This window comes from Siminovitchia terrae (assembly GCF_003605405.2).
GTDB classification, from domain to species: Bacteria; Bacillota; Bacilli; order Bacillales; family Bacillaceae_C; genus Siminovitchia; species Siminovitchia terrae.
Map to the genome: position 1 here is coordinate 124,792 of NZ_QYTW02000004.1, position 26,885 is coordinate 151,676.

Below are 26,885 nucleotides of genomic sequence, written 5' to 3' on the forward strand. Positions count from 1 at the left end.
AAAAGCGAGGGATAATGAATGAAACATCTCGACGAAAATTTAACAATGTTAAAAGATTTGACTGATGCCAAGGGGATTCCCGGCAATGAGCAAGAACCGCGTAGCATCATGAAAAAGTACATAGAGCCATACGCAGATGAGATTGAAACGGATGGCCTGGGAAGTTTGATTGCAAAAAAAACGGGTGATTCTGGCGGCCCCAAAATTATGGTGGCTGGGCATTTGGATGAAGTAGGATTCATGATTACACAAATTGATGACAAGGGATTCCTTCGTTTCCAAACGGTTGGAGGATGGTGGAATCAGGTCATGCTTGCCCAGCGAGTGACGATTGTTACTGCGAAAGGTGAAATTACAGGCGTTATTGGCTCCAAACCGCCGCATATTTTATCGGCAGAAGCACGGAAAAAGCCGGTGGAAATCAAAGATATGTTCATTGATATCGGAGCGTCGAGTAAGGAAGAAGCGAGAGAATGGGGAGTCTGCCCAGGTGACATGGTAGTTCCTTACTTTGAATTTACTGTCATGAACAATGAGAAAATGCTTCTTGCCAAAGCTTGGGACAATCGGATTGGCTGCGCCATTGCCATCGATGTCCTGAAAAATTTAAAAGGCGAAAATCACCCCAATACTGTATACGGTGTAGGTACCGTACAAGAAGAGGTAGGATTGAGGGGAGCCAAAACAGCTGCAAATAAAATCACGCCGGACATTGCTTTTGCAGTGGATGTCGGCATTGCTGGTGATACCCCGGGTGTTTCTGATAAGGAGGCGCAGGGGAAAATGGGAGAGGGGCCTCAAATCATATTATATGATGCTTCAATGGTATCCCATAAAGGCCTGCGTGATTTCGTAACAGGGATAGCGGACGAATTGGGTATCCCATATCAATTTGATGCTATGCCTGGTGGTGGAACTGATGCAGGATCCACTCATCTGGCAGGTGAAGGTGCCCCGTCATTGGCCATTACAATCGCTACTCGCTATATCCATACACATGCAGCCCTTTTGCATCGTGATGACTATGAAAATGCAGTTAAACTCATTACTGAAGTAGTAAAGCGGCTGGATAAAGAAGCAGTGGGTAAAATTATTTTTGATTAATTGTCTGAAAGTGGGGAATAGAGTTCCCCGCTTTTTTCTTTTCAGCAAATCAATTTTGCTGTATTGTCTAATAAGAATACATAAAAAGGGAGAATAGTATGGGGAATGTATGGGAATATATTGTTGTTTTTCTTTTGGCTGGAGTACCCTGGATTGAAATAGCGGCGGCAATCCCGATTGCCATTATCAGCGGGTTGCAGCCTGTTCTGGTTGTGATACTCGGTTTTGCGGGAAATTTATTGACAACCATCCTTGTCGTCTATTTATTTGAACCTATTAAGAATTATCTTTTCAAAAAAAGAGGCGAACTAAAAGAAAGCAGCAAACGGGAGGCGCGGGCAAAAAGAATCTGGAACAAATATGGTCTGCCGGGCCTGGCTTTGCTTGGTCCTATTTTGATCGGCATCCATATCGCTGCATTTATCGGATTGACTCTTGGTGCCGCAAAAAACTGGACTCTTCTTTGGACAACAATCAGTCTGCTGATCTGGTCAATCGTTTTCGGCGTCACCGCCTATTATGGAGTGGAGGCATTCAAGGTGTTTTTTTAGCTTTAAGCGTGGGCAGTCTTAAGCGGAAGTTTGAATTGCTTTAACAAACAAAGACTTCATAGCGTTCATACCTTGTTGCATCATTTGTGTGTTTGGGAGAATTTGAGCTGCCTGTAAGGCATTTTAACTTCATTCAGCAGAAGTCTCCCACTTCTGTAAATGGTGAGATGAATGCCTATTGGTATTCGATTCAGTGGGGGTTCAAACCCCGGCTGAATAAAGTTAAAGCCCCCGGCAGATGCCACAGATTTTCAGAGGAAACTTATCGAGCGGAGCTCGATAAAATCTGGGCGCAAATACGCCAAGGCGCATTTGATTTGGATCCGTTAAACTTTCATCTCATAAAAAAAGCGGACGGTTACACCGCCGCTTTATGTCTGTTTCAAGCCATTTTCAAGTGTACCAAGCATCTTGTTTTTCTCCTGATCATCTGCGTTCTGCCAGATCACTTCAAAAAGCACGCCTAGTCCAGGCAAATATTTCTCCTCGCCTTTCTGCATGGCGTCTACAATCGTGTCACGTAATTGTTCTTGATTGTTTTCAGCAACATTGTGGATTACGGCTCTTCTAATGTTAAGATCCATCAAATTGGCTCCTTTTCAAAAGATTCTTCCTTTAGCTTTTCGCAAACGAGTTGAATTATGCATAAAATTAGGCGGCAAAGTAACGAGCAACGGATGTTTGCTTTTTGATACAGGAGCAGTACATAAACAAGCCAACGAAGAGATTTTGCCGCTTATTATTTGGTGACTCTTTGAACTTCCACTATAATGAAAAAAGAATTGTCCCGAAAGGAATTGGATGATGCATGGAAGAACTTAAATCCGCGAAAAATGTGCGGGTCAAGGAATGGAAAAAATTACTTACAAAAAAAGGGCGGGATCAATCCGGCAAATATATATTAGAAGGCGCCCATTTAATTGAAGAAGCTTTGAAATCCGATGATATTATTGAAATAATGGTTCAAAGCAATTATACTGCTTTCGAGCTTGAACGGTTGAGAAAGTTTCCGGTAACATTGATCTCTGCAGAGATCAGCCAATCCATCTCAGCAACTGAAACTCCCCAGGGTATATTTGCAGTATGTAAAAAAAGAACTGCGGGAGTGGATCCTGCCATTCATCGAAAACTGCTTCTTCTTGACGGGGTACAGGATCCCGGCAATATTGGAACGATGATCCGGACGGCAGATGCAGCAGGAATCGATGCCGTTATTTTTGGGGAAGGAACAGGGGATCTTTATAACCCCAAGGTGATTCGTTCAGCTCAGGGAAGTCATTTTCATTTGCAAATGGAAACTGGAGATTTAATGGAGTGGATAAAAAAGTTACATGCTGCTAATATTTCGGTTTACGGAACGGCCCTTGAAAATGCAGTACCTTTTACTAATGTTCCCGCATCAGATTCCTTCGCTTTGATTATGGGCAATGAAGGAGCCGGAGTAGCCCCCGCCCTTCTTCAGCAGACGGATAAAAACTTATATATTCCACTCTATGGAAAAAGTGAATCCCTCAATGTTGCGATAGCTGCGGGCATATTGCTTTATCATTTGCGAAAACCGATTTGAAATTATTGCTCGGAACGTCTATAATGTGAATATCTTAATATAGTGAATGACTATGATGGAGAAAAGTAGCCGGAGGACGCTTACAGGGAGAAAGTGCCATGACTGCAAGCACTTTTAGTTGGAAATCCAGGTGAAGTTCACCTCCTGAGTCGGCATCGGGACCGTCATTGCAGATTTTTATCTATAATTTCGTAAAGATGCACCGGCCTAGCCGTTATGACAATGAAGTGAACATGAGAATGTTTATAAGGGTGGTACCGCGACCATAGCCTCGTCCCTTTTTGGGGGCGGGCTTTTTTTATTGTCTTCGTTTCGGCTTGCCGTAACTTTGTATTGGATTAAAAGAAGGAGGATATATAAATGGAGCAAAAGTTGAAAGAACTGGAGCGGAAGGCTCTTGAGGAAGTTAGAGCTGCTTCGGATTTAAAAGAGTTGAACCAAGTGCGTGTTTCTTATCTTGGAAAAAAAGGACCGATTACCGAAGTATTGCGGGGAATGGGGAAACTGTCAGCAGAAGAGCGGCCAAAAATGGGAGCTCTCGGAAATATGATCAGAGAGACCATTACAAAGGCGATTGAAAATAAGAATGTGGAACTTGAAAATGAAGCTGTCGCCAAGAAGCTAGAAGCTGAAACAATTGATGTGACGCTTCCAGGAAGGTCGGTCGCAACAGGGAACCGTCATCCGCTCACAAAAATCATCGAAGAGATCGAGGATTTGTTCATCGGGATGGGATATAAAATAGCGGAAGGACCTGAAGTCGAGCAAGATTATTACAACTTTGAAGCTTTGAACTTTCCGAAAGGACATCCTTCGCGAGACATGCAGGATTCCTTTTATATCACTGAAGAAATTTTAATGCGTACTCATACATCGCCGGTTCAGGCCAGAACAATGAAGAAGCATGAAGGAAAAGGGCCTGTTAAAATCATTTGCCCGGGAAAAGTGTATCGGCGCGACAACGATGATGCTACACACTCTCATCAGTTCATGCAGATCGAAGGCCTTGTCGTCGATGAAAATATCACAATGGGTGATTTAAAAGGGACGCTTGAAGTATTCGCTAAAAAGATTTTCGGTGCTGACCGTGAAATTCGTCTGCGCCCAAGCTTCTTCCCATTTACAGAGCCTTCTGTGGAAATGGATATTTCCTGCAAAATTTGTCACGGAGAAGGCTGCAGGGTATGTAAACAAACTGGTTGGATCGAAGTGTTGGGTGCAGGTATGGTTCATCCGAACGTTTTGGAAATGGCCGGTTTCGATTCAAAGAAATATACAGGTTTTGCTTTCGGAATGGGGCCCGACAGGATTGCTATGCTGAAATACGGAATTGAAGACATTCGCCATTTCTATACGAATGATATCCGGTTCCTTAAACAATTTGCTGTTCAAGAATAATTCGGGAGGTTAAACACATGTTGGTTTCATATAAATGGCTGCAGGATTATGTCGATTTAAATGGTGTTTCCGCAGCTGAATTAGCTGAAAAAATAACAAGAAGCGGTATTGAAGTAGATGGAGTTGAAAAATTGAGTGATGGAGTGAAGGACGTCGTTGTTGGGGAAGTCCTTGATTGCACTCAGCATCCACAAGCCGATAAATTGAAAGTGTGTAAGGTTGATATTGGTGAAGGAGAGCCCGTCCAAATCATTTGCGGGGCACCGAACGTTGCTAAAGGACAAAAGGTGCCTGTTGCAAAAGTAGGTGCTGTCCTTCCAGGCAATTTTAAAATAAAAAGGGCTAAACTCCGCGGCGAGGAATCAAATGGAATGATTTGCTCACTTCAGGAGCTTGGCTTTGAAGGAAAGCTTGTACCAAAAGAGTTCGCCGAAGGAATCTATGTATTCCCTGCAGACGCTGAGGTTGGTTCCGATGCATTGTCATTGTTAAACATGGACGATGAAGTACTTGAGCTTGATTTGACTCCCAATCGTGCAGATGCGCTTAGTATGATTGGCGTCGCTTATGAATCAGCGGCTATTTTGGGGGAAACAGTTCAGTTACCGGAAATTTCCTATGAAGCTTCTAAAGAGAAAGCTTCTGACTATATTGCTGTAAAAGTAGAAGCTCCAAAGGAAAATCCACTTTATACAGCAAAGGTCATAAAAAATGTGAAAATCGGACCTTCTCCTTTATGGATGCAGGGCCGTCTGATGTCAGCGGGCATTCGACCTCACAATAATGTCGTCGATATCACAAACTATATTTTACTTGAATATGGCCAGCCTCTTCATGCTTTCGATTATGACCAGTTCGGTTCAAAGGAAGTGGTTGTCCGTCTGGCAAAAGAAGGAGAGAAGATCACAACGCTTGATGATGCGGAGCGTAAATTGACTTCCGATCAGCTTGTCATTACCAATGGAACTGTTCCTGTAGCACTCGCAGGTGTGATGGGGGGAGCGGATTCAGAGGTAAGTGATGAAACAACAACCATTTTGTTGGAGTCTGCTTATTTTACAGGTGGATCGATTCGGAGAACGTCAAAATATCATGGCTTGAGAAGTGAAGCAAGCAGCCGCTATGAAAAAGGTGTTGATCCGAATAGGGTAAAACCGGCAGCAGAGCGTGCGGCTGAGTTAATAGCAAAATATGCTGGCGGAGAAGTGCTTGAAGGGCTTGTAGAAGATGACCAGTTAACAATCGAGCCAGCGGTTGTATCGATATCTTTGGAAAAAGTTAACCGTGTTCTCGGTACGGACATCACTTCAGCAGAAGTCGTGAAGATTTTTGAAAGACTGCAATTCGATGTAGTAGTTGAAGAAGATGTATTTACTGTAACCGTACCAACCCGCAGGGGAGACATTACAATCGAAGAGGACTTGGTTGAAGAGGTTGCACGTCTATATGGCTATGACCATCTTCCGAAAACTTTGCCTAGAGGAGAAGCAACTCCAGGCGGTTTGAGCAAAATTCAAGAAAAGCGCAGAACAGCAAGGGGCTTCCTTGAAGGAGCCGGCTTGTTTCAGGCGATCACCTACTCTTTGACTAGCGAAGAAAAGGCATCCATGTTTTCAATTGAAAAACGTCCGCCTGTCACTCTATCTATGCCGATGAGCGAAGAGCGGAGCCGGTTGAGATTAAGTCTTGTTCCACAAATGCTTGAAGCAATCTCGTATAATGTGGCCAGGAAAAATGAATCAGTGGCCCTTTACGAAATAGGCTCTGTTTTTCTGAATAAAGGTGAAGGTAAGCAGCCGGAAGAACGGGAGCATATTGCCGGAGCTGTTACAGGCCTATGGGTGGATAATGCCTGGCAGGGAGAGAAAAAGCCGGTTGACTTTTATGTAGTCACAGGAATCCTGGAAGGCTTGTTTAAGAAGCTGGGGCTTGAGGAGCATATCTCATGGCAGGCCGTTCAAATGGATGGTATGCATCCAGGACGAACAGCGGAAGTCTTATTGGATGGAGAAGTCATAGGATTTGTCGGGCAGGTTCATCCCAACTTGCAAAAAGACCTTGACCTGAAGGAAACCTATGTATTTGAAATCCAAGCTGAACCAGTTTTTGATTACGAGCTTCCTGAATTGCGCTATGTCCCAATCCCTCGTTATCCATCAATTGCACGAGACATTGCACTTGTTGTGGATAAGGATGTCCATGCAGCAACGCTCGAATCAATCATTAAAGATTCCGGCAGAAAGCTATTGAGAGACGTTCATGTATTCGATCTCTATGAAGGAAAGAATATGGAAAAGGGTAAAAAATCCATTGCCTTTTCACTGACCTATGCTGATCCTGAAAGAACACTAACGGACGAGGAAGTCACAAAAACCCATGAAAAAGTATTGTCAGCATTGAAAGAAAAAGCTGGTGCAGAGCTTCGCAGCTAGGAACAAGAAGCACAAGCGCCTTTTATTTCCTCCAAAGACCGGGACATCAATCCCAGTCTTTTCAAATGTTTTTCATGGATTGAGGGAGACGCTTTGCTGAAATGTGATAGAATGTCCTTATAGAAGAAGTTCAAAAAGTCACCGAATATAAGCGGAAAATCTCTTCGTTGACTTGTTTCTGTGGGTTTATGTATCTAAAAGGCATACATTCCGCTGTGTGAAACAAGCCGCCTCGCCCTTTTTACTTCTAATTTGGAAACTTTTTGAACACACACTTATAAACCTGTTTCATCCTTCATGGCTGTCCATGAAAGGGGGAGGAGGATCAATGTGAATTGGAATATTTTCTCGGGCTTTACTTGGTACGAGATGTGGAGCCCGATAACTTTTATGGTCGTTGCATTAGCTTCGGTCATTTATGCAAAAAAAATCATGCATTCTTCCAACTATAAGGTTACAAAGAAGCAAATGGCCTATTATTATACAGCGGCAGTTTTGTTTTATATTGTTAAAGGCAGTCCGTTAAAAATAGCTGCTGACTATTTTTCTTTCAGTGCTCATGTAATCGAGGTCATGACAGTATTGTTCATTGTACTGCCATTGTTCATTTTAAGTATGCCTCCCCAATGGATTCGGCAATATTTCTGGAATCACAGGCTGAAATTTACGATTAAGCTGCTAGGACACCCATGGATGGCTGCATTGCTGTTTAACGGAGCATTAACTGTTTATTTTGCGCCGCCATTATTCAACGTTATTCAGCAAAGTGTAATACTTTCGATTATCAGCCAAATCTTTCTGATTTTTACCGGCTTCTTGATGTGGTGGACGATTATTATGCCATTGCCGGAGATTAGCAAATTCTCGTATTTCACGAGGGTTGCGTATATTTTTCTGAACTCAGTTTTACTGATGCCGATTGGAATTTTTCTACTTATTGGGATAACGGAGGCACATTATACGTTATATACGGCAGTGGCTGGAGAACTGTTTCCATCGCTGTCAGCGGTTTATGACCAGCAGCTTGGCGGAGGTATTTTGAAAGTCATCCAACTCACAAGCTATGGAATTGCCCTTTTTTGTCTCATTGGAAACTGGAGTAAGAAAGAAGATGAGCGTGAAGGCCAGATTGATGATGAAAATATTCGTGTTGTCCAAGGTGTAGTGATTCATTTGCCGAAAAAATAAAAGCTGCTGTGGCTTAAAAATGCCAATAGCAGCTTTTTAGTTTTTCTCCGATATAAACGTAAACTCTTTTTCATCTGCCCCATGTGACATAAACGTCTTTTCAATAAAATGGATTTTTTGATTTTGATCAATAGTCAGAACGGTTGAGCAGCGTGTCCCATAATCAGGGCTTTTGATAAAGATGGAAGATAGTGTCTTTTCAAGCTGTAAAGGAACGCCGGTTCGCGGTAATTTCTCTTCTGGCGCTGTTTCTTGATCGCCAAGGAGGGCAAAGAGTTGTTCATGATTCAATCCGTTGTCCAGCATCTGTTTTAATTTTCGCTTGCCTTTTTCAACTTTAGGCCATGGAGTATCAAGCTGGTCATTGCTCAGCCCGTAAATACCAGGCTCCAGTTGTTTGATTTCGTTCCCGATATTAGAGTAATACATCAGGCTGTCCCCATCTGAAACGAATAAATTGAATCCTCTATAGTTCAAATTTTCTTGTTGAAGCTTTTTTAAAAACTCGAAAGAGGATTCGTCTCCGGCCAAAAAGTCGCGGACGATATGTCCCCTTGATTTTTTATCTGCTTTTTCAAATTCCGAAGGGTTCCTATAATTAGTAAGCGCGGCAAATCTGCCAGTCCGGGTGACACCCATCCAAGTGCCCATTTGTTCCAAGTCCCTGCCAGCTAAAATAGAAGGATTGTCTTCCCAAAAATATGCCGCTTTAGTAGGACGTTTGTAAAATTCGTCCCGATTTGCTGCTGTAATCAAGTTATAATTTGGATGGCAGCGATAAGCAATAAAAATGATACACATAATATCTCTCCAATTTTGATAGAATGTCATCCTGCTTTAACGCGTTACCGCACTGGGGGTCCGCACTGGGGGTCAGACCCCTAATTTTTTTCTCCGGCCCGGAAGCCTGATAGAAAGGAAAAGTACTACAGCACAGAAAACAAGGCAGATCATCGCGACGTTATGCAGGTGCTGGATGTCCAAATGGCGGTTAAAAGCCAAGCCCAGTAAGCTGGATGATAGGATAGATCCCAAATACCTGCTTGTTTGGAATAGTCCCGATGCTGATCCTGTATCCTCCGGTCTCACGTGCTCATAAAGGGCTGTCTGCATGGAAATATTGCTGAATCCGTTGCTCATTCCCAAAACTGCCATGATGACCAGTAGCCAAGAAAGGGATGATGTTTCACGCAAGGTAAGTAGAAGTGCGGTTCCAATAAAAAGAATCGACGAGCCGATAATCAGAGCGGGCTTAGGTCCATGACGGTCAATCAGCCTTCCTACAAACGGCGATACAATGACACCGAATCCTGCTAGGGCAAGCATAATTAAGCCGGTATTTCCAGGACTGTATTTTTTGACCTGCTGTAAAAACGTCGGAAAGCCGAAAAAATAACAATAATAGACGAGATTTATAGTGATAAACTGAAGATAAATCAGCGTGACATTTGGATTCCTTTTAAGTCTTTTGACATCAATAAATGGCTCTGCCTGCCTCTTTTCATAATAATAAAAACTAATGGACGAAACGGCAAAGATTATAAATGCCCACCAATGAATCTGCGTATCTAATGATAAAAGAAACAGAATTAGGCCGATCACTGCAATGATAAACAGGGTGATGCCAAGGAAGTCGATGCGCGCCAGTTCAAATTTTCCTTGTCCTTTTTCAGGTAAAATAAAAATGGCCATGAAAAATGAGACAATGATAAAAGGAAAGTTTACAATGAAAATGGAAGGCCAATCCCATGAATCAATCAAGAGCCCGCCGATGGATGGACCAAAAGCGGCAGAAGTAGAGGCAAAAATTGAAAGCGTTGCCAGAGCTTTCGCCTGTCCTTTTGTAATGCTTGTCCGCACAATGCTCATTCCACTTGGAAATAAAGTGGAGCTGCCAATCGCCTGCAGTGCCCGGCAGCCAAGTAAAAAAGGAAAGTTGGGAGAGAACGGTGCCAACATTGAAGCGGTTGCAACCGTAACAAGTCCAGCAAGAAACATTCTCTTTGGGCCGAACATATCGCTCAATTTTCCCATGACGGGTTGACCAGCGGCACTGGCAAGATAAAATACTGAAATCAGCCAGGAAGCATCGGCAAATGTAAGTTCGAAATCCTGCTGCATCCGTGTCAATGCTACAGAAATCATGGATGAATTCAATGGGTTCAATAATGTGCCGAGACCAATAGTTAAAACAAGAACCCATGGTTTATGCGTTTTCTTTGTTCCTGTCATTACGAATCACCTGACTTTTCTCATCCGCTACGTTAAAAAACATCCTAACGATTTATTTAAGGATAGTCAATTAATTGGCATTTTTAGCCTTTTTAATTCATTTCATTACTGTTCTTGCTTTTTTCATATATGGGAGGTCAAAGATTATTAACATCATTTAGCAGAAGTCTCCCACATCTGTAAGTGGTGAGATGAATGCATATTGGTATTCCATTCAGTGGGGTTCAAACCCCGGCTGAATAAAGTTAAAGCCTCCGGCGAATGCCACAGATTTTCAGAGGAAATTTATCGAGAGGAGCTCGACAAAATCAAATACGCCAAGGCGCATTTGATTTTGTCGGCACTTACTACAGATAAAGATCGTAATCAGTGAGGACCCTTTTTTTGGGGGACATGGAACTAAGCTCATTTGTCTTAAGCTGGTTCAGCAGGAGCCTGTCCATTTGAAGATTGAAAGAAGGCGCGAATAGGCTTACTGATGGTCACTAGTTGCATTTCAGATGTATATCAATTGTTATTGGATGTCCATCATGTTGGATGAGTCATGAAGGACATGGAAAAAGTCGCAGGAAAATATCTAAAGATTGTCCATCGGATGGAGGGGCTATAGTGAAAAGATTTCTTCTGATCTCGCTCATATTGTTTCTGTCGGCTTGTTCACAATCCAAATCGCACAAGAAACAAATGGATCACAGTGAAGAGGAGAATCAGCCGGCATCCGGAATGACCATCGAGGCTCGATTTGCTGACCGGCTGCAAACTCCCTGGTCCATTACGAAGAAAAGCTCTACTTTTTTTATAAGTGAACGAAACGGAACAATTGCTGAAGTAGCAGTTAAGTCCGCTAAGGTAAAACGTGACCAAGTCTTATTGAATAAGCCCTTATACACTGAGGGAGAAGGAGGTCTACTTGGTCTTGAGCTGATACCGGATACGAATGTTGAAGCACTGGCTTATCATACCTATCTAGAGGATGGCAAGATTTTGAATCGACTGATACGCTTACAGAAGGATGAGGATCAATGGCTTGAAACGGTTGCATTATTGGAAGGAATACCGGGTGCCAACATCCATAATGGGGGTAGAATCAAAATAGGTCCGGATCACAAGGTATATGTGACAACTGGAGATGCAGCAGAGCCTGGGCTTGCCCAGCAACTGGAAAGTCTTGCTGGGAAAATCTTACGGTTGGAATTGGACGGCTCTGTTCCTGAGGACAATCCATTTGCGGGCTCACCTATCTATTCATTCGGACACCGTAATCCACAAGGTCTTGCATGGGATGAGTCGGGCCAGTTATATGCAACTGAGCATGGACAAAGTGCCCATGATGAAATCAATAGAATTGAATCAGGACAAAATTACGGATGGCCGATTATTCAGGGTGATGAAGAAAGTCATGGAATGGAGCCACCCTTATTTCATACAAAAGGAAATACCTGGGCACCAAGTGGAATAGCTTATCATGATGGTAGCCTCTATATCAGTAATCTCCGTGGAGAGGCTGTAAGACTTTTTGATTTGCAACAAAGGAAGGCAGAAATTTTTGCAAATGGAAATGGACGAATTCGGGACGTTATCATTGAAAAAGGCACACTTTATTTTATTACGAATAATACAGATGGAAGAGGCAAGCCTTCAGCAAACGACGACCAATTGATCGGAATGTCTCTGGAATAGGACATTTTTCTTATCATGCAGCTGCAAGTCAGGACTGGGGCAATGCCTTTAGTTTGGAAGCCGGAACAATTGTTGGTATTTCTGCCAGCAGTCGACTCCGGCCTTTCGCTAGTAAAAAATAAGCCCATACAAGCCTGAAGTGAGTGCAGCGACCAACCTTCCATCTCGAGCTCGCTTTTCTACATCCCCGCCAGCTTTTTGGCTTTTCCCGTATTTGCAAAATGCAGTTTTGTAAACTCGTTCAATGCGTAAATGCCTTTTTCTTTAATGAGTCTGGCAGCAGCTTGGTCAACTTTGGCGCCTGCTCCTTTTGGAATTGTAAATCCAACTTTTTTGCTTAATCCATCAAAAGCGCGAATAAAAGAGTAGCGGGCTAGGATAGATGCTGCAGCTACCGCTAAATGGATACTCTCTGCCTTCGTGCTGAAATAGACCCTCTCATTCTGAATCACTTTTTGCCCTTTTAAGTGTTTGTAATAGACAGGAGCCTGGGCAAATTGATCAACCAGAATGGCATCCGGCTTTTCAGGTGAAATCTTCTCGAGAAGATAATGATGTGCTTGGTTGTGCAGGATGGCCGTCATTTTTCCTTGCGTCATGCCTGATCCTTGAAGTTTGTTGTATTTGGGATTATCCAGCTTCAATAGGCTGTATGGTAAAAAAGCTAGCAAATCTTTGGCAATCTTGATAATTTGGGAGTCTGTCAGATCCTTTGAATCCTTAACACCCAGTTCTTTCACGAGAGGAATCTGGTCGGCTCTTACATATGCTGCCACAACAATGAGCGGCCCAAAGTAGTCTCCCTTGCCGACTTCGTCGGAGCCTACGATTGACATACTCGAGATATTGGTCGGCAACGGATTTCCTGATCCCTTCGGTGAAGAAGAATGTTTTGTCTGATTTGAGTCAGGTTTGCTCCATTGTTTTGCTTCTTCTTCATTTCTGGCTCCCTGAAACATGACTTTCCCTGATTTATAGGCAGTGATGACACAGCCGTTTTTCTTTGCAAAAAAAATACTCCCGGGAGGGGTCTTTTCTGAAAGGTAAGGCTGATAATATTCTTTCATCTTCTTAATTTCTTCCATTGTTGTTTGAATCACTGTATTAGCCATAAGACGGCATCCTCCTGATCTATACTTCGCTTGTATCATGATAAATAATTCCCATCTTTTTTTATTCATGCTATGATATAAGGTAGGATTTTTCACATGAAAAAGTATTTTTAAACACGCACTTTAAAGCTTTATATGAAGAAATGGGGGCATAACGTTGTCGTCAAGTGAAAAGACCCGCACTCCAGTTACAATCTATGGGCAACATTATATCATTACAGGGGCAGAGACGTCAGCGCATATGAGACTAGTAGCAAAGCTTGTTGATGAGAAAATGCGGGAAATCCGATCGGTAAACCCCAGTCTTGATACTAGCAAGCTGGCCGTTCTAACGGCTGTTAATGCTGTCCATGAGCAAATTAAACTTCAAGAGCGCCTGGAGCATCTGGAACAAGAGCTTTCGCGTTTAAAGGAATGAAATATGTATGTTAAGTTTATCTTTATTGATCATCTTGATCATTGGTTTTTTTGTCGGCCTTAGAAGGGGATTTATTCTTCAACTGATTCATATGATCGGTTTCGTTGTTTCTTTTATCTTAGCCTATATTTTTTATGATGATCTGGCTCCCAAACTCCGTCTTTGGATTCCATATCCGGACTTTGATCCGGGAAAGACATTGCAAATGGTCTTTGATGGGGTTGGGATGGATGAGGCCTTTTATCGTGCTATTGCATTTGTCATTATCTTTTTTGCTGTCCGGATCGTTCTCGGTATCATCGGGTCAGCACTTGATTTTGTTGCGAGCCTTCCAATCTTAAAAACACTGAATGTCTGGGCCGGCGGCATTCTTGGATTTTTGGAAGTTTATTTAATGATTTTTATATTGCTGTATATCGCGGCATTACTTCCGATTCCGGCAATCCAGGAGGCCATTAATGGTTCATTCCTTGCCAAAGGGATGATTCATTATACACCTTTTTTATCTGCTGAATTGAAAAAATGGTGGATTGACTATATTCAAAGTTGACTTCTCTTTGCGAAGAGAAGTTTTTCTTTTAGCATTCTTATTTGTTAAAATGAGAGGCAGGAGAATGGAGAACGGTTGGTGACAGAAATGGGAGTAAATAAAAAAGATGTCATTCGTTTATTGGAACAAATTGCGGTTTATATGGAGCTCAAAGGGGAAAATCCATTCAAGACGGCCGCATTCAGAAAAGCGGCTGCTGCAATGGAAGCGGATGACAGGAGCTTATCCGAAATCGAGGACTTTACAAAAATTCCATCTATCGGAAAGGGAACGGCTGCAGTCATTGAGGAATTTATAGAAGACGGCGTGTCTTCTGTCCTTCAGGAACTCCAGGAAACGGTGCCTAAAGGATTAATTCCTCTTTTGCAAATTCCCGGGCTTGGTGGCAAGAGTATTGCAAGATTATATAAAGAACTTGAAGTTGTTGATGTGGTATCACTAAAAGAAGCTTGCGAAACAGGTAAGCTTAGAACAATCAAGGGTTTTGGCAAAAAAACGGAAGAGAATATCAAAGAGGCATTGGCATCAATGGGCAAGCAGCCAGATCGATTGCCTATTTCCTATATGATTCCGATGGCGGAGTCGATTGAAGCTTCTTTGAAAGAGATAAAGGAAATCTCAAGCTTTTCAAGAGCTGGAAGCCTTAGGCGGGTAAGGGAAACGATTAAGGATCTTGATTTTATCATTGCAACAGAACATCCGCAGACTGTCAAAGAAAAGTTGCTTGAACTTGAAGGAGCTGGAGAAGCGACTGCAAGCGGGAATACTAAAGTGACCCTCTTGATGGAAGGCGGGCAGTATCGAATTTCCGTCGATTTTCGTATCGTCGCTCCCTATGAATTTGCAACGGCTCTGCATCATTTTACTGGTTCGGCTGAACATAATGTCCGCATGCGCCAGCTTGCAAAAGCAAGAGGGGAAAAAATCAGTGAATATGGCGTTGAGAATACTGAAACAGGTGAAGTCAAAACCTTCCAATCCGAAAGCGACTTTTTCCATCACTTTGATTTACCGTTTATTCCACCGGAAATTAGGGAGGACGGCAAAGAGGTGGAGGAATATGATGGCAACAGGAAGTTAATCCATATTGATGATATAAAAGGCGATCTTCACATGCATACAACCTGGTCAGACGGTGCTTTTTCCTTAGAGGAAATGGTGGAAGCTTGTCGGAAAAAAGACTATCAATATGTGGCGATAACGGACCATTCCCAATTTTTAAGAGTGGCCAACGGCTTGACTGTAGACCGTATCAAAAGACAGAATGAGGAAATTAAAGAGTTAAATGAGAAGTATGATGATATTTTAATTTTATCGGGCATTGAAATGGATATTTTGCCAGACGGAAGCCTTGATTATGACGATGAACTGCTGGGGGAACTTGATATTGTCATTGCATCCATTCATTCAAGTTTTTCCCAGTCGCGGGAAAAGATTATGGAGCGATTGAGAAATGCTTTGGAAAATCCCCATGTGGACATTATCGCTCATCCGACTGGCAGGCTGATAGGCAGGCGTGAGGGTTATGATGTAGATGTTAAAAGGTTGATTGAGCTGGCCAATGAAACGGATACAGCATTGGAGCTGAACGCTAATCCCGCCAGACTGGATTTAGCCGCGGAACATTTACGACATGCCCAGGAACAAGATGTGAAGCTGGTAATCAATACGGATGCGCATAATATCAGAAACCTAGACTTCATGGAACTCGGGATAGCATTTGCAAGAAGGGGATGGGTACAGAGCTCATCTGTTATGAATACATGGGAACCGGATGAATTAGTCAAGTTTTTACAACGGAATGATTAGGTTTTTGGGAAAGGGGACTTAAAACAAAGTTCATGAATGAAAAAATATTAAAGACGCTTGAATTTAATAAAATTCTTCTGCAATTGGAGGAATTCGCGGCCTCTGAGTTGGGAGTGGAAAGAATCAGAAAGCTGAAGCCGTCCACATCTTTTGAGGAGGTTGTATTGCTTCAAGAAGAGACGGACGAAGCAGCTCATGTACTTAGGCTAAAGGGACATGCCCCTTTAAATGGGATCTTTAATATCACCCCGCATATTAAGCGTACGCAAATCGGCGGGGTGCTGAATCCTATTGAGCTTGTACAAATCGGAAGCACGATCCATGCTGGCCGTTCAATGAAGCGTTTTATAGAGGAACTAATCGAAGATAACGGATTGGACATTCCAATTTTATCAGGAAAAGCCGATCAAATTGCTGTAATGACACCATTGGAGCATGAGATTAAGAACGCCATTGATGAAGGCGGTGAAGTGCTAGATTCTGCAAGCCCGGAATTAAGGAGCATCAGGCTTAAAAAAAGAAGGGATGAAAACAGGATAAGGGAGAAGCTTGAGAGCCTTATCCGTGGAAGAAATGCACAGAAGATGCTTTCCGACGCTATTATCACAATTCGGAATGAGCGCTTCGTCATTCCGGTTAAACAGGAATATCGCTCTAACTACCCTGGGATCGTACACGACCAGTCATCTTCAGGGCAGACCTTGTTCATTGAACCACAGGCAGTCGTTGATCTGAACAATGGTCTTCGTGAATTGCATGTGAAAGAAAACCGTGAAGTCGAGCGGATTCTCATCGAATTGTCCGGGAAAGTGGCTGAAGCAGCGGATGATCTGTTTGTCCTTGTAAAAGTCATGGAGTCCCTTGATTTTATTTTTGCAAAGGCCCGTTTTGGAAAAGCGATGAAGGGAACAAGACCTGGTGTCAATAAAGAAGGTCGCATTCAATTGTTTAAAGCCAGGCATCCGTTGATTCCTCCAGAAGAGGTTGTGGCAAATGATGTTACCCTTGGGATAGATTTTTCCACGATCGTCATTACCGGACCGAATACTGGGGGAAAGACCATTACTTTGAAAACGGTCGGGCTTCTTACACTGATGGCGCAATCAGGCCTGCTTATTCCAGCATCAGAAGAATCGGAGCTGGCGGTTTTCAAGGAAGTATTTGCAGATATCGGCGATGAACAGTCAATCGAGCAGAGTTTGAGTACCTTTTCTTCACATATGGTCAATATCGTAGAGATATTGAAACATGTAAATGATGAAAGCTTGGTTCTTTTTGATGAGCTTGGTGCTGGGACGGATCCTCAGGAAGGTTCGGCGCTGGCAATCTCTATATTAGATGATGTATATAGTCGGGGAGCTCGCGTGATCGCTACAACACATTATCCAGAATTGAAAGCATATGCGTATAATCGTGAAGGAGTTATCAATGCGAGTGTGGAATTTGATGTTGAGACTCTAAAGCCGACATACAGACTTCTGATTGGTGTGCCTGGACGAAGCAATGCATTTGAAATTTCCAAGCGGCTTGGATTATCCGAAGACATCATTACACATGCAAAATCGTTCATAGATACGGAAAGCAATGAAGTGGAAAACATGATTGCGTCTTTAGAGAAGAGCCGAAAAGAGGCTGAGAGTGATTATGAAGAGGCTCATTTTTATTTGAAAAATGCTGAAAATCTTCATCGGGATCTTCAGAAGCAGATGGTTGAGTTTTATGAGCGGGAAAAAGAAATGTATGCAAGTGCTGAGCAAAAAGCAGTCGAGATTGTGGAGAAAGCTAGGACCGAAGCTGAAGATGTCATAAGTTCATTGCGGAAAATGAGAATGGAAGGCAATGCACAAGTAAAAGAGCATGAATTGATAGAGGCTCGTAGAAGGCTCGATACCGCTGTTCCTGAATTGGATAAAGGAGTTGGCCGTGCTAAAAATTCCAAGCAAAAGCGCAAGCTGCAGCCGGGTGATGAGGTCATGATTACCACATTCGGCCAAAAAGGTACTTTGCTGGAAAAAATGGGCGAGAACGAATGGCAGGTACAGGCGGGTGTTCTAAAAATGAAAGTGGCCGAAAAGGATATGGAATTTATCAAATCTGAACCAAAACCTGAGCCAAAGCCTCTTGCCACCGTTAAAGGAAGGGATTATCATGTCGGGCTCGAACTCGACATACGCGGTGAGCGGTATGAAGATGCCCTGCGTGAAGTGGAAAAATATATTGACGATGCTCTTCTTGCCAACTATCCGCGTGTATCTATCATCCATGGGAAAGGAACAGGTGCACTTCGGTCGGGAGTTACGGAATATTTGAAACATCATCGAGCAGTTAAACGTATAAGACTTGGAGAAGCAGGGGAAGGCGGGAGTGGCGTCACAGTTGTCGAATTTAAGTAGCTCCAGCTGAACCCCTGTTAAAAAGGGGAATGATTTGAATGGACTCTTTTTGGGAAAATTCATTTGTACAAACGGCGGGCTATTACAGTGTTACAGTCCTTTGCATGGTTCTCTTCCTGTTTATATTTGAAATAGTGACCAAATATAAGAACTGGGAAGAAATAAAAAAAGGAAATGTAGCGGTTGCAATGGCTACCGGAGGAAAGATTTTTGGGATTGCCAATATTTTCAGGCATTCTATTTTACACCATGATTCTTTATTCATAATGATTGGGTGGGGAATGTACGGTTTTTTCCTCTTGTTGACTGGATACTTTATCTTTGAATTTTTGACGCCAAAGTTTAGAATTGATGAAGAGATAGAAAAAGACAACCGCGCTGTTGGCTTTTTGGCAATGGTCATTTCCGTCGGATTGTCATATGTCATCGGTGCTGGCATTCATTAAGGAGGAAACCGTGGAAAAACTGGCAAAAGTGCTGTTTGTAGTTTGCAGCATCTTTATCATAGTTGGGATTATATACTTAGTACGAGTATAAAGCCGTCTGTAAATTACAGGCGGTTTTTCATTTGTAACAAAGCAGCCTTTGACGCCAAAAAGCGAGGGCGGAAAAGCTCATTCCTCAAAATTCATCTTGCACCTTTCTTATATTGTTCCGATAATTTAGTCAATTGGTTGTACTATCGCCTATCGTTGTAATATAATATTTATAAGTTGAAATTTTCTTACTGTTCATTAGAAAAGGAGGAATGTAAATTTATGAAGCCTTGGTTGGAGCTTTATCCGGACACCCTTCCCAAAACTCTGGATTATGATCGAAAACCAGTGCAGCAATATTTGACAGATGCAGCCCAAAATTATCCTGACAAAACGGCTATTCATTTTATGGGCAAAGAACTAACGTACCGTGAGCTCTACAAAAGCTCTCTCAGAATGGCGACATATTTGCGAACGCTGGACATCAAGAAAGGCGACCGGGTTGCAATTATGCTTCCGAATTCTCCGCAAGCTGTCATCAGTTATTATGGAATTCTTTATGCAGGAGCCATTGTGGTGCAGACAAATCCCCTTTATACGGAAAGGGAACTCGAGTACCAAATGAAGGATTCGGGTGCAAAAGCAATCATTGGGCTAGATATCCTTTATCCACGGATCATGAAAGTGATCGGGAATACAGAACTGCAACATGTTATTGTAACCGCAGTCAAAGATTACTTGCCGTTTCCTAAAAATGTCATTTATCCTTTTATACAAAAACGCGATACTGGCCTCGTTGTCAAGGTAAAGCATGAAGGCAATCAGCACCTGTTTAAAGAGATAATGACCAGAACATCACCAAAAGAAGTACCGTTGGAGTTCGATTTTGACAAGGATCTAGCACTCTTGCAATATACAGGCGGAACGACAGGAAATCCTAAGGGGGTTATGCTCACTCATAAAAACTTGATTGCCAATGCAACTGCGTGTGATGCCTGGCTTTACAAAATGAAAAAGGGAGAGGAAAAAATCCTTGGTGTGCTTCCGCTGTTCCATGTTTATGGAATGACAACTGTACTGATTTTAGGGGTCATGCAGGGCTATGAAATGATTCTGCTTCCGAAATTTGATGCGGAAACTACTTTAAAAACCATTCATAAACAAAGGCCGACTTTGTTTCCAGGAGCACCGACTATTTATATCGGGCTGATGAATCACCCAGATATTAAAAAGTATGACTTGTCTTCCATCGAATCATGTATTAGCGGATCAGCTCCTTTACCTGTGGAAGTCCAGGAGAGGTTCGAGAAGTCAACCGGAGGAAAGCTAGTTGAGGGATTTGGTTTGACCGAAACTTCCCCAGTCACCCACGCTAATTTCCTTTGGGATCGTGAACGAGTGAAGGGCAGCATAGGTGTTCCGTGGCCTGATACCGATGCAATGATTGTTTCTACGGAAAATGGGGAACCTTTAGCGCCGGGAGAAGTTGGAGAAATAGCGGTAAAAGGTCCGCAAGTCATGCAAGGATACTGGAATATGCCTGAAGAAACAGAACAGACGCTAAAAGACGGGTGGTTATTCACCGGCGATTTGGGATATATGGACGAAAAGGGATATTTCTATGTTGTTGATCGTAAAAAGGATATGATTATTGCAGGAGGGTTCAATATATATCCACGCGAGATAGAAGAAGTGCTTTATGAGCATCCTTCAGTCCAGGAAGTTGTGGTTGCTGGTGTACCAGACGTGTATAGAGGGGAAACTGTCAAAGCCTATGTCGTTTTAAAAGAAGGAGAAAATGTTACCGAGCAACAGTTGGATGAGTTTGCCCGAAAGCATTTAGCAGCATTTAAAGTGCCTAGAATCTATGAATTTAGGGATGAGCTCCCCAAAACCGCTGTTGGAAAAATTCTGCGGCGTAATCTAGTAGATGAAGAGAAAAGGAAAATGGGCCAAGAAGAAAAGCTGGGATAATCATTGTTGTTGGCATCGGGATTTTTAGCGCCTATCAGCCAATTCCGCTTCGCTATAAACGTTTCATTTTCATTTTACGTCGAGGATCAGGCGCTTGTTTTTTTATCATAATAGCCAGATTTTTTGAGACGTGTAATTTCTTGACAGAAAATTGGATAAGATTTATTATATTTTTATGAATGAGCAATCATTCATTTTACTGTACAGAAGGTGAAACAAGTGAAAAGAAACAGACCAAAGTATAAACAAATCATTGAAGCGGCCGTTGTTGTTATTGCTGAAAATGGCTATCATCAGGCACAAATTTCCAAAATAGCCCGGCAGGCTGGAGTGGCGGATGGCACTATTTATCTCTACTTTAAAAATAAAGAAGATGTACTCATCTCAGTTTTTCAAGAAAAAATGGCCATGTTTGTTGAAACAATTAATGAAGGGATTGCAGGAAAAGAAACGGCTTCGGAGAAATTATTAGTAATGTTTGAAAGCCATTTCAAAATTTTATCTGCAGACAAAAAGCTTGCGATTGTCACTCAATTGGAATTAAGACAATCCAACAAAGATCTGCGGTTTAAAATTAATGAAGTACTGAAGGATTATTTAAGTGTATTGGAAAGCATCCTGGAATATGGAAAAGAACGCGGAGAGTTTGCGGCTGACCTCGACATCCGGCTGGCAAGGCAAATGATTTTTGGAACTATGGATGAAACAGCAACAACTTGGGTGTTAAACGAACATAAATATGACTTGGTCGCGCTCGCTCCCAAAGTACACAAGCTAATTTTGAATGGGTGCATATCCGAGAACGCTGCTTCATAAAAAAACCGTCTTGAAGGGAGCTAGCTCACATGGAGTTTTTGACAGTTTCAAAGGAAAACAATGCAGCTTTTATCAAAATCGAAAGGCCTCCCGCTAATGCACTTTCAACGGCTGTAATTCAGGAGCTTGGCCAGCAAATGGAAGAGCTTGAGAACGACAATAGCATCAGGGCAATCCTTTTATATGGTGAAGGCCGCTTCTTTTCCGCAGGAGCAGATATAAAGGAATTTACAGAAGTACAAAGCGGTGAGGCATTTTCCGAACTGGCCGCTGACGGCCAAAGGATATTTGAAAAAATTGAAACGTTCCCGAAACCGGTTGTCGCTGCCATCCATGGGGCAGCACTTGGAGGAGGCCTTGAATTGGCAATGGCTTGCCACATCAGACTTGTTAGCGAAAATGCGAAGCTCGGACTTCCGGAACTTCAGCTTGGGCTAATACCGGGATTTGCCGGAACACAGCGTCTTCCGCGATACGTAGGAGTAGCCAAAGCAGCGGAAATGCTTTTTACAAGTAAGCCGCTGACTGGAAAGGAAGCGGTGCAATGGGGGTTAGCCAACCAAAGCTATCCGGAAGAAGAGCTGTTAAACGAAGCGAAAGAGCTAGTACGATTAATCGCGAAAAAGAGTCCGGCCTCTCTCAAGGCTGCTATTGAACTTCTCCAGTTTGGAAAGGGAAGGAGTTTTTACAACGGAGTCAATCTGGAAGCCGCAAAATTTGGTGAAGTTTTCACAACGAGGGATGGACAGGAAGGTATCCGGGCTTTTATTGAAAAAAGAGAGCCAAAATTTACGGGAGAGTAATAGTTATTTATCAGTTTCATATTATAGGAGGTTCGATCATGAATATTTACGTGCTTATGAAAAGAACATTCGACACTGAAGAAAAAATAGCCATTTCAAACGGCCAGATTGAAGAGGATGGGGCAGAGTTCATCATCAACCCTTATGATGAGTATGCGATTGAGGAAGCCATCCGTATTCGCGATGAGCATGGGGGAGAGGTGACTGTCGTTAGTGTCGGCGAGGAAGATGCCGAAAAGCAGATTAGGACAGCGTTGGCAATGGGAGCCGATAAAGCGGCATTGATTGATATTGAAGACGATTTGGATAATTATGATGAGTTTTCGGCGGCTGCGATTTTGGCTGAATATCTGCAGGATAAAGATCCGGATCTGATTTTGGCAGGAAATGTTGCCATTGACGGAGGTTCTGGGCAGGTAGGGCCGCGTGTTGCAGATATTTTGGATATTCCATACGTAACGACTATCACCAAATTGGAGATTGATGGTGAAGCAGTGAAAATCGTTCGTGATGTTGAAGGGGACTCCGAGATCATTGAAACATCTCTTCCATTACTTGTGACTGCCCAGCAAGGATTAAATGATCCGCGGTATCCATCTTTGCCAGGAATCATGAAAGCGAAGAAAAAGCCTTTGGAAGAATTGGAATTGGATGATTTGGACCTGGATGAGGATGATGTTGAGCCGAAAACGAAAACGGTTGAAATATTCCTTCCTCCAGAAAAAGAAGCGGGCCGGATTCTAGATGGTGAATTGAAGGACCAAGTAAAAGAGCTTGCAGGTTTGCTCAGTAAAGTAATATAACATCCCTTTTACAGAGAAACAGGAGGTATGAAGCAATGGCTAAAAAAGTATTGGTACTCGGTGAACTCCGGGATGGCAGTTTAAGGAATGTTTCATTTGAAGCAATAGCGGCAGGAAAGAAAGTAGCTGAGAGTGGAGAAGTGGTCGCTGTTCTAATCGGTGATTCCGTGAAGGACAGTGCGAGTGAGATGATTCATTACGGGGCGGATCGTGCGATTACAGTAGAAGACGAACAATTAAAGCATTATACTTCAGACGGTTTTTCACAGGCGTTTATGGCAGTTGTCAATGAAGAAAATCCGGACGTTATCGTCTTTGGGCATACTTCTCTGGGAAAAGATCTTTCTCCAAAGATTGCCAGCAAATTGAACACAGGCCTTATTTCTGATGTTACGGCCATTGAAGAGGGCAATGATGGAATGGTGTTTACCCGCCCTATTTATTCAGGAAAGGCATTTGAAAATAAGGTCATTACGGATGGAATCACATTCTTTACGATCAGGCCAAATAACATCGAACCAATGGCGAAGGATGAGTCTAGAAGCGGTGAAGTCACGCCAGTTAGTGCAGAAATAAAAGATTTGCGAACAATTATTAAAGAAGTCATTACAAAAGCAAGCGAAGGTGTAGACTTATCTGAAGCGAAAGTCATTGTTGCAGGTGGACGAGGTGTAAAAAGTGCGGAAGGCTTTGAGCCTTTGAAGGAGCTTGCGGATGTTCTGGGCGGTGCCGTGGGAGCCTCACGTGGCGCTTGTGACGCTGATTATTGCGACTACTCACTGCAAATCGGACAAACTGGAAAAGTTGTTACGCCGGATCTTTACATTGCTTGTGGAATATCTGGAGCCATTCAGCATATGGCAGGCATGTCCAACTCAAAAGTGATCGTCGCCATAAACAAGGATCCAGAAGCAAACATCTTTAATGTAGCGGACTATGGAATCGTCGGCGACTTGTTTGAAGTGGTCCCATTGTTAACTGAAGAATTTAAAAAAATGAAAGTCACCTCATAAAAAGTTTCGCTGCGGGAATATTAAATCACAGGCAGATTGTTAGCGTGTATGAAATCCTGATGATATACTTGCCTTAGTTTCGGATAGTATATTAGGAGGTAAAAAAATGGCTATTATTAATGCAACCGACGAAAATTTCAAAGCTGAAACTGGCGAAGGAGTCGTTCTTGTAGACTTTTGGGCACCTTGGTGCGGTCCATGCAAAATGATTGCTCCAGTTCTTGAAGAATTGGACGGTGAGCTTGGCGATAAAATGAAAATCGCAAAAGTGAACGTGGATGAAAACCAAGATACAGCCAGCCAATTCGGTGTCATGAGCATTCCGACATTAATCGTAATGAAAGACGGAGAAGTCGTTGATAAAACTGTAGGCTTCCAGCCAAAAGAAGCGTTGGCAGATTTGGTGAATAAACACCTATAAGCCACTGAAAAGCCCGAGCACCCGCTCGGACTTTTTTTTTGAAAAAAAGTATGTTTGAGACTATGATGAGTATTAATTATGGAAAAAATATCGGCTTTGTCCAGCTTCGAAGGGCATGACGTCCCAGTTTTATCAATGCCACAGGCCTTGGGCTTGGAAGCGGCGAGACACTGGAAGACCTAGTGCCACCGAATCGCGTCTTAGCCTGCCTGCGTCACAGGACGTGGAGTTTTTAAAATCAGCCAAGTGCTATTGTGAAAGCCTCAAGACAAATGGTTGTGGTGGTAAAGCTTCTGCCCTGCATTTTGTCTTGTCTATGCTGATTCAAAGCGTTTGTGCATTTCATTTTGGGAGGTCACTTCCTTGAATCATTTAATAAAACATAAATTGGAAATTTTACCTGATCAACCTGGATGTTATTTAATGAAGGACAGACAGGGTACCATCATTTATGTGGGGAAAGCAAAGAAGTTAAAAAATCGAGTGCGGTCCTATTTTACAGGGTCTCATGACACCAAAACGCAGCGGCTCGTCTCTGAGATCCAGGACTTTGAATATATCGTTACTTCTTCTAATGTTGAAGCACTTATCTTAGAAATGAATCTGATTAAAAAACACTCTCCAAAGTATAACGTCTTGCTCAAAGACGATAAGAGCTACCCATATATTAAATTGACGAATGAGCGTCATCCAAGACTGATCATCACACGTAAGGTGAAGAAAGACAAAGCAAAGTATTTCGGCCCGTATCCAAACGCACAGGCGGCCCATGAAACGAAAAAGCTGCTTGATCGGTTGTACCCCCTTAGAAAATGTCAGTCGCTTCCTGATAGAGTCTGTTTGTATTATCATCTCGGCCAATGTCATGCACCGTGTGTCAATGAAGTCAGCCAGGAAACGTACAAGCAGATTACGGATGAAATTACGAGATTCTTAAACGGGGGATATAAGACGATCAAAAAAGAATTACAGAACAAAATGATCGAAGCTGCCGACCAACTTGAATTTGAGCGGGCGAAAGAATATCGGGACCAAATCAGCAATATTGAAACAACAATGGAAAAACAGACGATCATTTCTTCGGATTTTATCAATCGGGATGTGTTTGGATATGCAATCGATAAAGGATGGATGTGTGTACAGGTGTTCTTTATCCGTCAGGGAAAATTGATTGAACGGGATGTATCTTTATTCCCGGTCTACGGAGATCAAGAAGAAGAGTTTCTTACTTTTTTAGGCCAATTTTACCTCCAACCTCAGCATTTCAAGCCAAAAGAGATCCTTTTGCCCGATTCCGTTGATGCATCCATGGCGGAGCAGCTGGTTCAGACAAAAATCCTGATACCGAAAAGGGGACAAAAGAAGGATCTGGTTCAGTTGGCCGAAAAAAATGCGAAGGTTTCCCTTCACGATAAATTTGCCCTAATTGAAAGGGACGAAGAGAGAACAATCCGTGCGGTTGAGAAGCTTGGGGAAGCGATGGGCATTTATACTCCGTATCGGATTGAAGCTTTTGACAACTCCAATATCCAAGGGGCTGATCCGGTATCAGCTATGGTTGTTTTTATAAATGGAAAGCCGGATAGGAAGGAATATCGCAAATATAAAATCAAGACGGTGGAAGGACCCGATGACTATGAGTCAATGAGGGAAGTCGTCAGAAGAAGGTATTCCAGGGTGTTAAAAGATGGTCTTCCGCTGCCGGATCTGATTCTTATTGATGGGGGAAAAGGGCAGGTTGAAGCGGCTAAGGACATATTGGAGCAGGAGCTTGGCTTGGAAATTCCTGTGGCAGGATTGGCAAAGGATGAAAAACATAAAACTTCTCAGCTTTTGTTTGGAGATCCACTGGCTGTCGTTCCGTTGGCAAGGAACAGCCAGGAGTTTTATTTGATGCAAAGAGTTCAGGATGAAGTCCATCGCTTTGCCATCACATTTCATCGCCAACAGAGAGGGAAATCCGCATTCCAGTCGATCTTGGACGAGATATCTGGCATCGGGCCGGCAAGGAAGCAGAAGCTTCTTAAGCATTTTGGCTCATTGAAGAAAATGAAAGAAGCAGATATTGAAGAAATAACCAAACTGGGCATCCCAATGCCCATCGCAGTCAGTTTGATTGAAAAATTGAAAGAATAGTTGAATATG

General features: G+C 42.7%; 25 protein-coding genes. 21 read left to right on the forward strand and 4 right to left on the reverse strand.

Features of this window, described 5'->3' with window-relative positions; translation table 11 throughout:
- The first annotated feature begins 18 nt into the window (after positions 1-18).
- From D5F11_RS06610 to D5F11_RS06620, 3 genes are all read left to right on the forward strand, one after another.
- On the forward strand, positions 19-1,104 hold the full coding sequence (locus D5F11_RS06610; RefSeq protein ID WP_120115414.1) for a M42 family metallopeptidase: 1,086 nt from the start codon (positions 19-21) through the stop codon (positions 1,102-1,104).
- Between the two features lie 98 nt (positions 1,105-1,202).
- Positions 1,203-1,655, forward strand: a complete 453-nt coding sequence (locus D5F11_RS06615) for a small multi-drug export protein (RefSeq protein ID WP_120115413.1) — start codon at positions 1,203-1,205, stop codon at positions 1,653-1,655.
- A 167-nt stretch (positions 1,656-1,822) separates the two neighbouring features.
- A complete protein-coding gene (locus tag D5F11_RS06620) occupies positions 1,823-2,122 on the forward strand; it encodes a hypothetical protein (protein ID WP_126646514.1) in 300 nt (99 codons plus the stop codon).
- On the opposite strand, the gene sspI is transcribed toward D5F11_RS06620, so the two are convergent.
- Positions 2,027-2,239, reverse strand: a complete 213-nt coding sequence (gene sspI, locus D5F11_RS06625) for a small acid-soluble spore protein SspI (protein ID WP_120115412.1) — start codon at positions 2,237-2,239, stop codon at positions 2,027-2,029. The two genes, D5F11_RS06620 and sspI, sit on opposite strands and share 96 nt — an antisense overlap.
- A gap of 224 nt (positions 2,240-2,463) precedes the next feature.
- Here sspI and D5F11_RS06630 point away from each other — a divergent pair, with 224 nt between their 5' ends.
- The 4 genes from D5F11_RS06630 (at position 2,464) to D5F11_RS06645 (ending at position 8,240) form a co-directional block, all read left to right on the forward strand.
- A complete protein-coding gene (locus D5F11_RS06630) occupies positions 2,464-3,222 on the forward strand; it encodes a TrmH family RNA methyltransferase (RefSeq protein ID WP_120115410.1) in 759 nt (252 codons plus the stop codon).
- A gap of 360 nt (positions 3,223-3,582) precedes the next feature.
- Positions 3,583-4,620 carry a phenylalanine--tRNA ligase subunit alpha gene (gene pheS / locus D5F11_RS06635; protein ID WP_120115409.1) on the forward strand — a complete coding sequence of 346 codons (1,038 nt, stop codon included), beginning with the start codon at positions 3,583-3,585 and terminating at the stop codon, positions 4,618-4,620.
- A gap of 17 nt (positions 4,621-4,637) precedes the next feature.
- Positions 4,638-7,052, forward strand: a complete 2,415-nt coding sequence (gene pheT, locus D5F11_RS06640) for a phenylalanine--tRNA ligase subunit beta (protein ID WP_120115408.1) — start codon at positions 4,638-4,640, stop codon at positions 7,050-7,052.
- A 330-nt stretch (positions 7,053-7,382) separates the two neighbouring features.
- Positions 7,383-8,240 (forward strand): cytochrome c oxidase assembly protein, encoded by an 858-nt coding sequence (locus D5F11_RS06645; protein ID WP_185830537.1) that lies wholly within the window; start codon positions 7,383-7,385, stop codon positions 8,238-8,240.
- A gap of 36 nt (positions 8,241-8,276) precedes the next feature.
- Here D5F11_RS06645 and D5F11_RS06650 read toward each other — a convergent pair whose 3' ends face one another.
- Together D5F11_RS06650 and D5F11_RS06655 are read right to left on the reverse strand one after the other, a co-directional pair.
- Positions 8,277-9,071 (reverse strand): NRDE family protein, encoded by a 795-nt coding sequence (locus tag D5F11_RS06650; protein ID WP_245998098.1) that lies wholly within the window; start codon positions 9,069-9,071, stop codon positions 8,277-8,279.
- Positions 9,072-9,113: 42 nt separating this feature from the next.
- The gene (locus tag D5F11_RS06655) at positions 9,114-10,472 is read right to left on the reverse strand and encodes an MFS transporter (RefSeq protein ID WP_120115405.1); all 1,359 of its coding nucleotides are present in this window, start codon (positions 10,470-10,472) and stop codon (positions 9,114-9,116) included.
- A gap of 202 nt (positions 10,473-10,674) precedes the next feature.
- Between D5F11_RS06655 and D5F11_RS26055 the strand changes: the two genes are divergently transcribed.
- Both D5F11_RS26055 and D5F11_RS06660 read left to right on the forward strand, forming a co-directional pair.
- Positions 10,675-10,845: a hypothetical protein gene (locus tag D5F11_RS26055; RefSeq protein WP_185830538.1), complete on the forward strand. Its 171-nt coding sequence runs from the start codon at positions 10,675-10,677 to the stop codon at positions 10,843-10,845.
- A gap of 236 nt (positions 10,846-11,081) precedes the next feature.
- On the forward strand, positions 11,082-12,152 hold the full coding sequence (locus D5F11_RS06660) for a PQQ-dependent sugar dehydrogenase (RefSeq protein WP_120115404.1): 1,071 nt from the start codon (positions 11,082-11,084) through the stop codon (positions 12,150-12,152).
- A 179-nt stretch (positions 12,153-12,331) separates the two neighbouring features.
- On the opposite strand, the gene rnhC is transcribed toward D5F11_RS06660, so the two are convergent.
- Positions 12,332-13,264, reverse strand: a complete 933-nt coding sequence (gene rnhC, locus D5F11_RS06665) for a ribonuclease HIII (RefSeq protein WP_120115403.1) — start codon at positions 13,262-13,264, stop codon at positions 12,332-12,334.
- 157 nt (positions 13,265-13,421) lie between these two features.
- Here rnhC and zapA point away from each other — a divergent pair, with 157 nt between their 5' ends.
- The 12 genes from zapA (at position 13,422) to uvrC (ending at position 26,876) form a co-directional block, all read left to right on the forward strand.
- Entirely contained in the window at positions 13,422-13,682 is a 261-nt protein-coding gene (zapA, locus tag D5F11_RS06670) for a cell division protein ZapA (RefSeq protein WP_120115402.1), read from the forward strand.
- Positions 13,683-13,689: 7 nt separating this feature from the next.
- The gene (locus D5F11_RS06675) at positions 13,690-14,232 is read left to right on the forward strand and encodes a CvpA family protein (protein WP_120115401.1); all 543 of its coding nucleotides are present in this window, start codon (positions 13,690-13,692) and stop codon (positions 14,230-14,232) included.
- Positions 14,233-14,319: 87 nt separating this feature from the next.
- Positions 14,320-16,041: a DNA polymerase/3'-5' exonuclease PolX gene (gene polX, locus D5F11_RS06680; RefSeq protein ID WP_120115512.1), complete on the forward strand. Its 1,722-nt coding sequence runs from the start codon at positions 14,320-14,322 to the stop codon at positions 16,039-16,041.
- Between the two features lie 32 nt (positions 16,042-16,073).
- Positions 16,074-18,434, forward strand: a complete 2,361-nt coding sequence (locus tag D5F11_RS06685) for an endonuclease MutS2 (RefSeq protein ID WP_120115400.1) — start codon at positions 16,074-16,076, stop codon at positions 18,432-18,434.
- Between the two features lie 38 nt (positions 18,435-18,472).
- On the forward strand, positions 18,473-18,880 hold the full coding sequence (locus tag D5F11_RS06690; RefSeq protein WP_120115399.1) for a DUF350 domain-containing protein: 408 nt from the start codon (positions 18,473-18,475) through the stop codon (positions 18,878-18,880).
- A 312-nt stretch (positions 18,881-19,192) separates the two neighbouring features.
- Positions 19,193-20,884 (forward strand): long-chain-fatty-acid--CoA ligase, encoded by a 1,692-nt coding sequence (locus tag D5F11_RS06695; RefSeq protein ID WP_120115398.1) that lies wholly within the window; start codon positions 19,193-19,195, stop codon positions 20,882-20,884.
- 219 nt (positions 20,885-21,103) lie between these two features.
- Positions 21,104-21,700 (forward strand): fatty acid metabolism transcriptional regulator FadR, encoded by a 597-nt coding sequence (locus D5F11_RS06700; RefSeq protein WP_120115397.1) that lies wholly within the window; start codon positions 21,104-21,106, stop codon positions 21,698-21,700.
- 29 nt (positions 21,701-21,729) lie between these two features.
- On the forward strand, positions 21,730-22,503 hold the full coding sequence (locus D5F11_RS06705; protein ID WP_120115396.1) for an enoyl-CoA hydratase: 774 nt from the start codon (positions 21,730-21,732) through the stop codon (positions 22,501-22,503).
- A 38-nt stretch (positions 22,504-22,541) separates the two neighbouring features.
- A complete protein-coding gene (locus tag D5F11_RS06710; RefSeq protein ID WP_120115395.1) occupies positions 22,542-23,306 on the forward strand; it encodes an electron transfer flavoprotein subunit beta/FixA family protein in 765 nt (254 codons plus the stop codon).
- A gap of 35 nt (positions 23,307-23,341) precedes the next feature.
- On the forward strand, positions 23,342-24,319 hold the full coding sequence (locus D5F11_RS06715; protein ID WP_120115394.1) for an electron transfer flavoprotein subunit alpha/FixB family protein: 978 nt from the start codon (positions 23,342-23,344) through the stop codon (positions 24,317-24,319).
- A gap of 106 nt (positions 24,320-24,425) precedes the next feature.
- On the forward strand, positions 24,426-24,740 hold the full coding sequence (trxA, locus tag D5F11_RS06720) for a thioredoxin (protein ID WP_120115393.1): 315 nt from the start codon (positions 24,426-24,428) through the stop codon (positions 24,738-24,740).
- Between the two features lie 363 nt (positions 24,741-25,103).
- On the forward strand, positions 25,104-26,876 hold the full coding sequence (gene uvrC / locus D5F11_RS06725; RefSeq protein WP_120115392.1) for an excinuclease ABC subunit UvrC: 1,773 nt from the start codon (positions 25,104-25,106) through the stop codon (positions 26,874-26,876).
- The last annotated feature ends 9 nt before the right edge of the window (positions 26,877-26,885 follow it).

Excerpts from the sequence above, each read along its gene's own strand:
- D5F11_RS06610 (WP_120115414.1), top strand. The coding sequence starts at position 19 with ATGAAACATCTCGACGAAAATTTAACAATGTTAAAAGATTTGACTGAT.
- D5F11_RS06615 (WP_120115413.1), top strand. The coding sequence starts at position 1,203 with ATGGGGAATGTATGGGAATATATTGTTGTTTTTCTTTTGGCTGGAGTA.
- D5F11_RS06620 (WP_126646514.1), top strand. The coding sequence starts at position 1,823 with ATGAATGCCTATTGGTATTCGATTCAGTGGGGGTTCAAACCCCGGCTG.
- sspI (WP_120115412.1), bottom strand. The coding sequence starts at position 2,239 with ATGGATCTTAACATTAGAAGAGCCGTAATCCACAATGTTGCTGAAAAC.
- D5F11_RS06630 (WP_120115410.1), top strand. The coding sequence starts at position 2,464 with ATGGAAGAACTTAAATCCGCGAAAAATGTGCGGGTCAAGGAATGGAAA.
- pheS (WP_120115409.1), top strand. The coding sequence starts at position 3,583 with ATGGAGCAAAAGTTGAAAGAACTGGAGCGGAAGGCTCTTGAGGAAGTT.
- pheT (WP_120115408.1), top strand. The coding sequence starts at position 4,638 with ATGTTGGTTTCATATAAATGGCTGCAGGATTATGTCGATTTAAATGGT.
- D5F11_RS06650 (WP_245998098.1), bottom strand. The coding sequence starts at position 9,071 with ATGACATTCTATCAAAATTGGAGAGATATTATGTGTATCATTTTTATT.
- D5F11_RS06655 (WP_120115405.1), bottom strand. The coding sequence starts at position 10,472 with ATGACAGGAACAAAGAAAACGCATAAACCATGGGTTCTTGTTTTAACT.
- rnhC (WP_120115403.1), bottom strand. The coding sequence starts at position 13,264 with ATGGCTAATACAGTGATTCAAACAACAATGGAAGAAATTAAGAAGATG.
- D5F11_RS06675 (WP_120115401.1), top strand. The coding sequence starts at position 13,690 with ATGTTAAGTTTATCTTTATTGATCATCTTGATCATTGGTTTTTTTGTC.
- polX (WP_120115512.1), top strand. The coding sequence starts at position 14,320 with ATGGGAGTAAATAAAAAAGATGTCATTCGTTTATTGGAACAAATTGCG.
- D5F11_RS06685 (WP_120115400.1), top strand. The coding sequence starts at position 16,074 with ATGAATGAAAAAATATTAAAGACGCTTGAATTTAATAAAATTCTTCTG.
- D5F11_RS06690 (WP_120115399.1), top strand. The coding sequence starts at position 18,473 with ATGGACTCTTTTTGGGAAAATTCATTTGTACAAACGGCGGGCTATTAC.
- D5F11_RS06695 (WP_120115398.1), top strand. The coding sequence starts at position 19,193 with ATGAAGCCTTGGTTGGAGCTTTATCCGGACACCCTTCCCAAAACTCTG.
- D5F11_RS06705 (WP_120115396.1), top strand. The coding sequence starts at position 21,730 with ATGGAGTTTTTGACAGTTTCAAAGGAAAACAATGCAGCTTTTATCAAA.
- D5F11_RS06710 (WP_120115395.1), top strand. The coding sequence starts at position 22,542 with ATGAATATTTACGTGCTTATGAAAAGAACATTCGACACTGAAGAAAAA.
- D5F11_RS06715 (WP_120115394.1), top strand. The coding sequence starts at position 23,342 with ATGGCTAAAAAAGTATTGGTACTCGGTGAACTCCGGGATGGCAGTTTA.
- trxA (WP_120115393.1), top strand. The coding sequence starts at position 24,426 with ATGGCTATTATTAATGCAACCGACGAAAATTTCAAAGCTGAAACTGGC.